Here is an 11,014-nt window from a genome sequence, read left to right as displayed (position 1 = left end):
TGGTGAACAACACAGGCGTGTTCGCCGCCCAGCCGGTGTTCGAGATTCCCGACGAGGAATGGCTGCGCTTCTTCCACGTCAACGTGCTCTCCGGCATACGTCTGGCGCGCCACTACACTCCCCGGATGGCGCAGCGCGGCTGGGGCCGGGTCGTGTTCGTCAGCAGCGAGGCCGCGATCCAAACGCCCACGAACATGGTCCACTACGGCATGACCAAGACGGCACAGCTGGCGGTGTCGCGCGGCATGGCCCAGGAGGTCGCCGACAGCGGAGTGACCGTCAACTGCGTACTGCCCGGGCCGACCTTGAGCTCCGGCGTGCTGAAGATGTGGGCCGACCTCTACCCGGGCCTCGACGTCGCCGAGCAGGAGCGCAGGTTCGTCGCGGACGGGCGGGCCGCGAACTCCTTGCTGGGACGTCTGATCCGTCCGGAAGAGGTGGCCGGCCTGATCACCTACCTCGCATCGGATCAGGCGGCGGCGACCACGGGCGCGGCGCTGAGCGTCGACGGCGGCCTGGTCCCCACCATATTCCCCTGAGCGACCTCCCGGAGCGGCGGCGCCGTCGCGGGAGAAGTCTTCGCGCAGGCGCGGGGTGTCCACGTGAGGTCAGGGGGCCGGTCGTGGCGTCAGCCGGCATCACGAGCGGGCCGGGCGACCAGCCTTCGTCGACGACTCGGACTTTCACCACCCAGGCAGCGACGAGCAGAAGGACTCCCAGCGCAAGCAAGGGCCCCAGGCCCAGGGCAGAGTGAGACCTGGCGGTGTACCCGAGGGAGTCCGGCTCCGCGCCCCGAGAGTCTTGGGCCGTGGCACAGTGACCGGCCGACGCCGTAGAAGGATCGGTCATGACCGCACCCCACCGGGCCATCAGGTCGCATTCGACGAGAATGCACCGTCACCCGTCGTATCCACGTCCGCGAAGCAACTCCGGCACTGCCAGCAGGTACTGCCCGGCCTTGCCGAAATCGGGCAGGCCTGCGCCTCTCGTCGCACAGGGTCGATGTGCTGAGATCATCGTTCCGGAACCGGCTGCGTGCTCATCCGTCGTAGGCCAGCAAGAACGGCCGGCAAGCGCGTAGCTCCGCCGGCGGCCCGAACGAGCCGCGGGCCGCGCAGGCTCAGCCTGTTTCCTCCGCCGCAGTGGCCGGCCCCACCGGCACGGACGTAATACGCCGACGGTTCCCAGCCGGCAGCGACGAGTTCGATTCGGATGTTGCCCGCATTAAGGACCGCATCCCGAAGAGCTGATTCCGACGTACCATTTTCAGGCATCCATATTCAATCAAATAATTCCACACGGCATTAGAATGCGAGCCGAATTCTCACGCACAGCCGATGGGGTGAAATCCCAGCGCAGCAGACGCTGCGGCTCGTCGGAGACGACACTCCAGGTGGGGAAACTCCGCCTCAAACGCATGAGCTCAGCCACAGCGAACTTGGTGGAGTAGAGACATCGAAATGCCCTGCTGCAGTATCGCAGAAGCGGGTGCACAATCGATATACGAGCGTCCGCGGGCGGGATCCTGTGCGAGGCCTGAGCCCGATGGACAGGTTCTGTTCACCCTGTCCGACGCACCACCGGCGCGCCCGCCTTCTTCCAGCAGCCGGCGTCCTCGGTCTCGGCGTTCTCCGGGCAGCAGAGGTGGCAGTCCATGCATGAGAAGGCGTACGCAGCCCAATGCGCGGCAGAGGACAAGCGCTGCGCCGTCATCCCCCACCGGCGGCCAGGCAGGCTTCCCTTGTTCGCTCTGGCCCTGGGCAGTTTCGCGATCGGAACGTCCGAGTTCGCGAGCATGGGGATTCTTCAACTCTTCTCCGCCGACCTTCACTTGGGGCTCTCCTCGGCCACTAACGCCATCGCCGCGTACGCCGCCGGGGTGGTCGTCGGCGCGCCCTCCATCACACTGGCTGCTGCCCGTATGAACCGACGCCCGCTTCTGCTCGGGCTGATGGGCCTGTTCGTCGTCGGAAACCTGCTGTCGTCCCTCGCCATGAACCTTGGCATGCTCGTGGCGGCGCGGTTCGTGAGCGGTCTGCCGCAGGGGGCCTACTTCGGTGCCGGCGCGGTCGTCGCTTCCTACGTCGTCGGCCCCGGACGGTCCGGCAAGGCCTTCTCACTCGTCATGACCGGTCTGACCGTGGCCACGATCGTCGGATCGCCCCTCGCGACATTCCTCGGGCAGACCACGGGGTGGCGAGTCACCTACGTGATCGTGGCCGGGGTCGGTGCCGCGGCTCTGCTGGCGCTCCTGCTCTTCGTACCGCGGACCCGGGATCTGAGTGGCGGTTCCCTCGTGAAGGAGGTCGGCGCGCTGCGAAAGCCCGCAGTGTGGACCGTCATGGGCGTCGCCGCCGTGGGCGTGGCCAGCATCTTCGCGGTCTACAGCTTCATAGGTCCCTACGTCACCGATGCGGCCGGCCTCGACCTCGGCGTCGTGCCGATCGCTCTCGCCGTCTTCGGTATCGGCATGACCGCCGGGAACCTCCACGGCGGCCGCATCGCGGACCGGCATCCGTCGCGCGGCCTGGTGGGCGGCTTCGGCACGGCGCTGGTCCTGCTGGTACTGCTCGCCCTGTACGGCGCCCAGCCGTGGGTCCTCTTCGTGACCCTCATAGGTATCGGCGCGGCCATGATGACCGCCATTCCGACGATCCAGGTGCGCCTGACCGACCTGGCCCCCGAGTCTCCCACCCTCATGGGAGCGATGAATCTGGCATCGCTCAATGTCGCCAACGCCGTCGGCGCCTGGGCGGGCGGGGCAGTGATCGGCGCAGGCTTCGGAATCCTCTCCTCGGCGTGGGCCGGCTTCTTCCTCACCCTGGCGGGCCTTCTCCTCTTCTTCTCCACCACTCGCGTGACACGGGCGGCGGAGCAGCCGCTGGCACCCCAGCCCGGTTCCATAGGGTGACCGACTCCCGGAAAGGAACCATCCGGCAGTCGCGATCTGGGCGAGAAGGGAAGTCCGTTCGCCGAGGGAAGGCCGGACAAGATCCTCCACGAGTGGACCGCCGATACCACGGAACGTTCGATCGACGGCAGTTGGCAGCGCCTCGGCGTGGACAGGCTGGACATCGTCTGGGTGCACGACGTGGCGCAGGACTTCCACGGCGACCTCTAGATCGGCAAGTTCGAGGAAGCCAGGGCCGGGGCGTGCCGGGTGCTGAGCAAGCTGCGGGACGAGGGCGTCATCAAGGCCTGGGGCCTGGGGGTCAACCGCACCGAACCCATCGAACTCACCCCGGCACTCGATGGACCGAAGCCCGACGGCTTCCTGCTGGCCGGCCGGTACACCCTCCTCGACCACGAGCGGGCCTTGCAGCGGCTGCTGCCCATGGCGCAGGCGCAGGAGCAGGGAGTCGGCATGGTGGTGAGCGGACCGTACAGCTCCGGAATCCTGGCCGGCGGAACCCATTTCGAGTACCAGGACGCGCCCCCGGAAGTCGTCGAACGGGTGGGGCGCATCAAGGCCATCGCCGACCGGAACGGGGTCTCGATCAAGGCCGCCGCGTTGCAGTTCTCGCTCGCCCACCCGGTGAGCGCCGCGGTCATTCCCAGGGCGACGAAGCCCAGCCGCATCGCCGAGGACCTGGCGGCACTCCACGAACAGACCCCGGACCGGTTCTGGCGAGAACTTCGCGAGGCACGGCTGGTGAGCCCGCAGGCACCTCTGCCGAGCGGCATCTAATTCCATCCGCTCTCTCCCCCCGGCGAACGCTCATCCTCGGCTCGCCCAGGAACGGACGTTCCCGGCCCCTCTGGAACGCGTGTGGCAGCTGATCGGGGGGTCGGCTTGCTGCCCGACTGGCTTCCCTACATTCCGTCAAGCACCCTGGAGGAGGAAGGACGCCTCAAAAGGCTCGGCACCCCCGACGGGGGCACCATCGTCGAGCGCTTGGTCGCCTTCAACGAGGAAGAGCGCGTCAGTACAGTTACGCCAATATCGAGGCGCCGTTCCTGGTGACCGACTGCGTCTCCACCCTGCGGGTGCACGCCGTCTCAGGCGACGCGACCGTCAGCGAGATCCAGTGGTCGGGACGTTTCGTTCCCACGGACGCCTCGGAAGCCGACGTCGTCGCTCTCGTCACCGGAATCTACGGCGATGGTCTGGAAGCTCTGAGCAGGGCATTGTCGTGAGGGGCCGGCCGCTCGGATTGCCGGGCGACGAGCCCTCGCGACGCGGCCGGTCGACCCGAGTGGCCGCGACGCACGCCGTTGCCTCACCGCCCTGCCGATCAGGAACGGGAGAAGACTGACCATGGATTTCCGACAGCTGGGGAACTCAGGGCTGCTGGTCTCGACGATCGCCCTGGGCACGATGACATTCGGCGGCAAGGACGTCTTCGGCAATGTGGGCCATACCGACGTGGACGGTGCCCGTCGTCAGGTCGACATGTGCCTCGACGCCGGCGTCAACCTCATCGACACAGCGAACATGTACTCCTCGGGAGCGGCCGAGGAGATCCTTGGCAAGGCCCTGGCAGGCCGGCGGGACACGGTCCTCATCTCGTCGAAGGTACGCCTGCCCATGGGGGACGGACCCAATGACGAGGGCCTGTCGCGCCGGCACATCCTGGACCAGATCGATGCCAGCCTGCACCGTCTGGGCACCGACCACCTGGACATCTACCACGTGCACCAGTGGGACGGTCTGACGCCCCTGGAAGAGACCATGCAGACCCTCGACAGCCTCGTGACCTCGGGAAAGGTCCGGTACCTGGGCGTCTCGAACTTCTCTGGCTGGCAGCTCATGAAGGCGCTGTGTGTCGCGGACGCGCACGGATACCAGCGGTTCGTCAGCAACCAGATCTACTACTCGCTCGAGTCCAGGGACGCCGAGTACGAACTCGTTCCCGCCTCTGTGGACCAGGGGCTCGGGATCCTTGTCTGGAGCCCGCTCGCGGGAGGGTTGCTGAGTGGCAAATACCGGCGCGACCAGCAGCCCGAGGACGGCAGGCACCTCACCGAGTGGTCCGAGCCCCCCGTGCGTGACGAGGAGAAGCTCTACGACACCATCGACACCCTCGTCGAGGTGGCCTCCGCGCGCGGGGCCTCGCCGGCCCAGGTGGCCCTGGCCTATGTGCTCACGAAACCCGCCGTCACCTCCGTCATCGTCGGCGCCCGCAAGGACGAACAACTGGCCGACAATCTCGGGGCGGCTGATCTGGAGCTCTCGCCGGAGGAGGTGGACCGCCTCGACAAAGTGAGCGCGCCCGACCTCATCTATCCGCACTGGCACCAGGCCAACCTCGTGGCCTCCCGGTTCAGCGAGGCAGACCTGGCACTGCACCGGCCGGACCGCTGAACACTCACTCAGGCGCGCCGCAGTGCCGTCCCAGGGAGGTCGAACCCATGGTTGTCGCCACGGTCGGTGGCGCTCGCAGCGACGTTGACGGGGATCATGGCCACGTACGCGCTGCACCACCCGCAGTTCGTCGTCGCTGCTCTCATGAGGGAAGCCTAGGGACGCGTCACTTCGGCAGCCACGGGTTTCTGCAACGTGCGCAAGCTTCACCTCAACGTCAGCGGGCTACCTCTCCGACGGTGTCCGCGATCAGTACAGGCGGCAGGCCGCCCGGGACGCGCTCAAGCACCACCGCGAGCAGCGGCCAGCCGACGCCGTCAGCTAGCCGAGGGTGCGTCGCCGGTACGCGTCGATCGCGGCGCGTACCGCGCCCGCCTGCGGCCACTCCTCTCCGTGAGCTTCGGCAGGCGGCCACCCGGTGCGCACGAGGGAGTCGGCCGCGACCGACTCCGGTGTCGCGTAGACGCGCTGGAGTGAGGTGACCGGGCCGCGGGGCATCGAGTTCCGGGGCCGACGTAGGCGTACGCCCAGCCCGTCTCCTCGTCCCAGCGGAGACGGATTCCGCCCGGGCCTGCGCAGCGGCTCACATCCCACCGCAGCCGGATGCGCATCCGCTCGTCCGGGCGGGCGCCAGGTCGACGCGGACGATGCCCGGCGGGACACCGCAGTCGACCAGCGCCTGACCCACCGCGGTGGCGTACGGCCAGTGCGGCAAGGTGTGGGGCAACAGGCCTGGAAATCCTGGCGGTTGAAGCAGCACGGGTCTCGCCTCCACGGCGGGGTCGGACGGTCAGGAGACGCGCAGGAGTGTGGTGGCGGGGCGGATCGCGCCGGGCCCGAACTTGGCGCGGATGCGGTCGCTGACCTCTTCGGCGACCAGCCGGGCCTCGCGCGCACCGTCGAAGCTGATCTGCTCGGCAACCTGGCCGGCGGCGACCAGATCGTCGCCCTTCAGCGTGATTCCGGTGAGGCGGCCGCGCTGAAGTCCTGCCGCATCGATCAGCCGGTACGCCGGCGTGCGCAGGTCGTCATCGTGCGCGGAGGCCTCCGGGAGCCGACGGGTCTTCTCCCACGTGGTGCCTCCGGCGAAACGCAGGGTCAGGGTCAGGCCGCGGGCCGCCTGGCCCCGACCACGGAGCTGGACGGCGAGGGTGACGACGAGGTCGAGCAGGGCCGCGCGGACGGCGGCGCCGTCCAGGGTGTGCCGGGGGAAGGTGCGGCTCACGCTCGCGGAGGCGGGCAGGGCGCGCGGGGTGACGGGGCGGGGGTCGATGCCGCGGGCCCGGTCGGCCACCTGGCGTCCGGCCCGGCCGCCCAGGAGACGCTGCACGGTGGCGGGCGGGATCGCGGCGAGCAGGCCGACGCAGTGCACCCCGTAGTCACGCAGGGCCTGGGCCTGACGGGGGCCGATGCCGTGGAGAGCTTCGACGGGCAGCGGTCCGAGCCAGTCGGCCACCTGGCCGGGGCCGACAGCGAGGACACCGCCCGGCCCGGTGAACTGGCCGGATGCGGTGGCCGCGACCGCGAAACTGGAGTACCGACGGGTTCGACCGCGTCCGGCTACCAGGCATTCGACCTGTTCATGCTGGTTGGCGAATCGACAGTGACGTCCACTCGAAAGGGTGAAGTTCTGCCAGTAACTCGCAGATTCCGGGAGCTGCTTGCGTAATTTGCATGTCCGTGGCGGATTCCGATACTCGCCGCTTCTCGCTGATTAGCGGGCGCGGCTCGCCAGGCCAGCCTCCTAGGCAGGAGGAGGGCCTGGCCGATGTCCTGACCCTTCAGCGCCGCGGTGTTCACCCGTCGTCGCGGGAGGCGGAGCAGGCGCTCTACTACGACACGCTCGCGGAGTACTGCTGGGCGCGGGATGTGGCGGGGCTGGCGCCGACGACGCTGAACCGCCTGGTGCAGCCGGTGATCGAGGTGTGCACCTTCTACGACGTCCTGCCCTGGGAGCTGTCGCCGCGGCAGCTGGACCAGTACTTCGCCGGGGCGGGCAAGCGCGGTCACACCACGGTCCGCAAGAAGATCACCAGCATCGACCTGTACTTCGCATTCCTCGAACAGCGGTACGCCGGGGAGATCCGACGGCGGTTCGGGGCGGTGGTGGAGTCACCGGTCGATGCCTTCAACAGGCCCCGGCACCGCGGGGACTTCGGGCTGCGGATCCCGCCCTCGCGCGCGGAGATGACGGCGTTCTTCGCCGCGTGGCGCCAGGAACTGGGCTCGGCGCGCAAGTATCCGGTCGCGGTCCGCAACTACGTGATGGCCAAGACCGCCTACATATCCGGGGTGCGGGCAACCGAGTTGTGCCTGGTGAGGCTGGGTGACCTGCACTGGGACAACGGCCAGTGGGGCCGCTTCCTCGTCAAGGGAAAGGGCGCGCGCGGGTCGGGCCCGCGGGAGCGCGAGGCGTTCATGTTCGCGGAGGGCCGCGAGCTGCTGTGGTGGTACATCGAGGAGATCCGGGGCCTGTTCCCGGACGATGCGCTGGATCCGTACGCGGCGCTGTTCCCTTCCGAACGGCTGCCGACCGCGCTGAGTGCCGAGGTAGCGGTCGCGCCGCCGGTCTGCGCCGACACCTTCCGCAGGTCGCTGCGTGCGGCGTCGCTCGCCCATCTGAAGGGCACGGTGACGGTGCTGTTCCCGCATCTGCTGCGGCACGCCTGCGCGACGCACAACTACGAGTCGGGGATGCCGCTTTGGGACGTTCAAGTGCTGCTGGGGCATACCTGGCCGACCACGACGGTCGGCTATCTGGCGAGTGCGAAGGCGGACCCGGAGCGGGCCAGTCTGGAGTCGTCCCGGCGCGCGGTGCGCCGGCTGAGCGGGGAGACGTGAGGGCGTGAAGTGGAATCTGCGCTGGGTGGCGGCCAGGCAGGACATCTGGCGGCCCAGTGACCTGAAGACCGCGTTCGAGGCGGTCGGGTTCACCCCGTCACTGAGCAAGGTGTGCGCGTTGTGGTCGGCGCGGCCGGTGACCGTGAGGCTGGACGATCTCGACATGATCTGCGCTGCGCTGAAGTGCACAGTCGCCGATCTGATGGAGGCCGAGCCGCTCGCCGGCGGCGAATCCGGGGAGCAGGAGGGGCAGCAAGCGGTCGGCCAGGACCCGGGTGCGGGCAGCGGCGGGCGGCCGGTGCCGAAGCAGAGCGGCGGCAAAGGCGCCGTACGGCGCCTGCCGCCGAACTGAGCAGGATGGCACGGGTGAACCGGCCTGGCTCGTGCGGCCTGTGCGCGATCTGGGGCACCATCACGGGTTCCGGCCTGTGCTACGAGTGCCGCGGCGGCCGCTACGAGAGGGCCAAGGGAGGGCTGCGGGAGGCCGTCTGCCGCCGGTGCGGCTGGCCGGGGATCGTCGGCGCGGACGGCACCTGCCGGGAATGCCGGATCGCGGTCCGGCTCGGTCAGGATCCGGCGTGGATGCATGCCGAGTTCGAAAGGCGCGACCTACCCGCCGGACGGCCGCTGCAACTGGCCGTGCGCATCGAGGGACTGGCGCTGAACAGCAACCCGCTGCGCCACCGCGCCGCCACCGGCCCGCGACAAAGGCTCGCGCCGTGGGCCCGCGGCCCGATACCGACGGCCCTCGACGACCCCGCGGTGTGCGTGGAGGAAATCCCCGGCCAGTTCGGGCTGTTCGCGCCCTGGCCCAGGACCTTCACCCGCGCCCACGGCAAGCGCATCCGCGGCCGGACCATCCCCGACTTCCCCGAAGTCCAGGCGGTGCTGAAGGAGATGGCCGCCGAACGCCGCGTCGGGCAGACCTGGCACTTCCACACTGAGGAGGGCGCCCGGCTCGCGCTGGCCGCCCGGCCCCCGGATGAGCGCCTGGTGCACCCCGAGACGCTCGCGGACCTCCCGCAGATGGCGCCGACCCTGCACGAGGCCCTGAAACGGGCCGGGCTGCTCGCGCCGCCACAGCCGCGGCTGGTGCCCTCCTGGATGTCCGCCGGCCTGGGCAGCTGTCGCGAGTGCCTGGCCTGGACGAACGAGCGGGACCAGCGGTGCACGTCCTGTCTGGACTGGGGCGCCGGCCGCCGGGCGGCCCCGTGCCACCGGTGCGGTCGGCTGCTGCCGTTGCGCGACGACCACTGTCGGCGCTGCGTGCTCACCGTCGCGGAGACCGACTACGATCTCGACGGCATCCGCCTGGACGGCGCGACCAGCTCTGGTTCGGCGGACCCCTCGCTCCGCGCAGCAGGGAAGGCGGGCTGTACGGGCGCCGCCGTCTCCAGCGCAAGCGCCGTGAAGCGATTCAAGCCTCACGGGCCACCCGCCCTGTTTCCGAACACCTCGCGCTGCCAGGCCAACTGGAGCTCTTTCACCTGCCCCGCGACTGGACCCGCGTGGACGAACGGCACCTCCCGGCCCTGACCCCGGCCGCCCGGATCCTGCTCAACGGGTTCGTCGCCCACATCAAGAGCCGCGGCTGGGATGCCGGCCGCATGAACGGGAGCATCCGCGCCCTGCGCGTCCTGCTCGCCCACCTCGGAGCCCATGCCCCACTGCCGGAGGAGGACGTGCGGCTGATCGCCCGCCGCAAGCACTTCCACGGCGCCCGCGTCATCAACTACCTGCGCCTGACCGGAAACCTCGCCCCCGACCGGCACTCGGATGCAGCTCTGGCCCGGGCCCGGCACCTCGCCGACACTGCCCCCGCCCCGTTCCGCGCCCCGCTCAACCGGTGGATCGACGTCCTGTGCGGCACGGCCCAACGCCCAAGCTCGCCGCTCGCCCCGTCGACCGTCTGCTCCTACCTGCGTCTGGCCGCGCCCCCGCTGTGCACCTGGTACGAGGGCGGCGTCACCGATCTGCGGGCCGTCACCCGTACCCACATCGAGCAGGCCCTCGAACCGGTCCAGGGAGAAGCCGCCAAGTCCCTGGCCACCGCCCTGCGCTCCCTGTTCCGCGCCCTCAAACGGGAGAAACTCATCTTCCGCGACCCGGCCCGCACCGTCTCCCTGACCACCGCCGTCGTGCTGCCGCGACCACTGGCCGACGACATGCTGCGCGGCACTCTCAACCGCCTCCCCAACCCCCGCGACCGGCTCAGCTTCGTGCTCGCCGCCGTGCACGCCCTGAGCACCCACGACCAGCGCCACCTGCTGCTGGACGACCTCGACCACAGCCGCGCCACCCTGCGCGTGCGGCGCACCGGCAAGCCCGTCCACACCGTCTACCTGGACGAACTCACCTACCGCCTGGCACGGCAGTGGCTGGCCGAACGCCACCGACGCTGGCCCGCCACCACCAGCCCCTACCTGCTGGTCACCGCCCATACCGCCGCCGACGACACACAGCCCCCGGTGTCCATCCAGGCGATCAACAAGCCCCTGCGCGCCCACGGCCACCAAGCGGGCCGCCTGCGCGTGGACCGCATCCTCAACGAGGCCCAGCACACCGACGACCCCCTCCACCTCATCCGCCTCTTCGGCCTCTCTCCCCGCACCGCCATGAAGTACATCCACGCCGCGCACCCGCACCGCAGCCAGAGCGACCCGATCATGTCCTGAGCAGCACGAGCTGGGCACTCCGACCTGGAACGTTGCGGTGATGAGGGTCCCAGTAGTTCTCGCGGAAAAACAGCACTACGCCGTGCGGCAGCCCATTGCTCCGGGCTCGGCCCCCGATCGAGCGCGGCTGGGTGAGGCGTTGACCCTCACAGCTAATGTGGCTAGTCTGTAGCTAACGGCATTAGCTACTTTG

The 11,014-nt window shown here is 69.5% G+C and carries 12 protein-coding genes and 1 pseudogene; 9 read left to right on the top strand and 4 right to left on the bottom strand.

Features of this window, described 5'->3' with window-relative positions; genetic code table 11:
- The 5 genes and pseudogenes from AQJ27_RS41710 to AQJ27_RS41690 all read left to right on the top strand — a co-directional run.
- Positions 1-539, top strand: a 539-nt coding sequence (locus AQJ27_RS41710; RefSeq protein ID WP_067381184.1) for an SDR family NAD(P)-dependent oxidoreductase, incomplete at its 5' end; no start/stop codon positions are given.
- A gap of 1,115 nt (positions 540-1,654) precedes the next feature.
- Positions 1,655-2,911: an MFS transporter gene (locus tag AQJ27_RS41705; RefSeq protein WP_079065655.1), complete on the top strand. Its 1,257-nt coding sequence runs from the start codon at positions 1,655-1,657 to the stop codon at positions 2,909-2,911.
- A 21-nt stretch (positions 2,912-2,932) separates the two neighbouring features.
- A pseudogene (locus AQJ27_RS41700) lies at positions 2,933-3,688 on the top strand (aldo/keto reductase); the annotation flags it as partial.
- A gap of 272 nt (positions 3,689-3,960) precedes the next feature.
- Positions 3,961-4,137 (top strand): SRPBCC family protein, encoded by a 177-nt coding sequence (locus AQJ27_RS61000; RefSeq protein ID WP_425275264.1) that lies wholly within the window; start codon positions 3,961-3,963, stop codon positions 4,135-4,137.
- 121 nt (positions 4,138-4,258) lie between these two features.
- On the top strand, positions 4,259-5,305 hold the full coding sequence (locus tag AQJ27_RS41690) for an aldo/keto reductase (protein ID WP_067381178.1): 1,047 nt from the start codon (positions 4,259-4,261) through the stop codon (positions 5,303-5,305).
- Between the two features lie 8 nt (positions 5,306-5,313).
- Here the strand turns inward: AQJ27_RS41690 and AQJ27_RS56810 are convergent, their stop codons facing one another.
- From AQJ27_RS56810 to AQJ27_RS41685, 4 genes are all read right to left on the bottom strand, one after another.
- Positions 5,314-5,451, bottom strand: a complete 138-nt coding sequence (locus AQJ27_RS56810) for a hypothetical protein (protein ID WP_159064540.1) — start codon at positions 5,449-5,451, stop codon at positions 5,314-5,316.
- A 175-nt stretch (positions 5,452-5,626) separates the two neighbouring features.
- Positions 5,627-5,803 (bottom strand): hypothetical protein, encoded by a 177-nt coding sequence (locus tag AQJ27_RS56805; RefSeq protein ID WP_159064539.1) that lies wholly within the window; start codon positions 5,801-5,803, stop codon positions 5,627-5,629.
- A gap of 85 nt (positions 5,804-5,888) precedes the next feature.
- Complete coding sequence (locus tag AQJ27_RS56800) at positions 5,889-6,032, bottom strand: hypothetical protein (RefSeq protein WP_159064538.1); 144 nt, start codon at positions 6,030-6,032, stop codon at positions 5,889-5,891.
- Between the two features lie 63 nt (positions 6,033-6,095).
- The gene (locus tag AQJ27_RS41685) at positions 6,096-6,761 is read right to left on the bottom strand and encodes a DNA polymerase Y family protein (protein ID WP_341866144.1); all 666 of its coding nucleotides are present in this window, start codon (positions 6,759-6,761) and stop codon (positions 6,096-6,098) included.
- 218 nt (positions 6,762-6,979) lie between these two features.
- Between AQJ27_RS41685 and AQJ27_RS41680 the strand changes: the two genes are divergently transcribed.
- Genes AQJ27_RS41680 through AQJ27_RS41665 form a run of 4 tightly spaced genes read left to right on the top strand, consistent with a single transcriptional unit; the run spans position 6,980 to position 10,821 of the window.
- A complete protein-coding gene (locus tag AQJ27_RS41680) occupies positions 6,980-8,146 on the top strand; it encodes a tyrosine-type recombinase/integrase (protein WP_079065653.1) in 1,167 nt (388 codons plus the stop codon).
- A 4-nt stretch (positions 8,147-8,150) separates the two neighbouring features.
- The gene (locus AQJ27_RS41675) at positions 8,151-8,498 is read left to right on the top strand and encodes a helix-turn-helix domain-containing protein (protein WP_067381175.1); all 348 of its coding nucleotides are present in this window, start codon (positions 8,151-8,153) and stop codon (positions 8,496-8,498) included.
- 14 nt (positions 8,499-8,512) lie between these two features.
- The gene (locus tag AQJ27_RS41670) at positions 8,513-9,682 is read left to right on the top strand and encodes a hypothetical protein (RefSeq protein WP_096240341.1); all 1,170 of its coding nucleotides are present in this window, start codon (positions 8,513-8,515) and stop codon (positions 9,680-9,682) included.
- Entirely contained in the window at positions 9,655-10,821 is a 1,167-nt protein-coding gene (locus tag AQJ27_RS41665) for a site-specific integrase (RefSeq protein WP_067381169.1), read from the top strand. Before AQJ27_RS41670 ends, AQJ27_RS41665 begins: the two co-directional genes overlap by 28 nt.
- Positions 10,822-11,014: the final 193 nt, after the last annotated feature.

This window comes from Streptomyces olivochromogenes (assembly GCF_001514115.1).
GTDB classification, from domain to species: Bacteria; Actinomycetota; Actinomycetes; order Streptomycetales; family Streptomycetaceae; genus Streptomyces; species Streptomyces olivochromogenes.
This window is presented reverse-complemented; position numbering and strand designations above follow the sequence as displayed.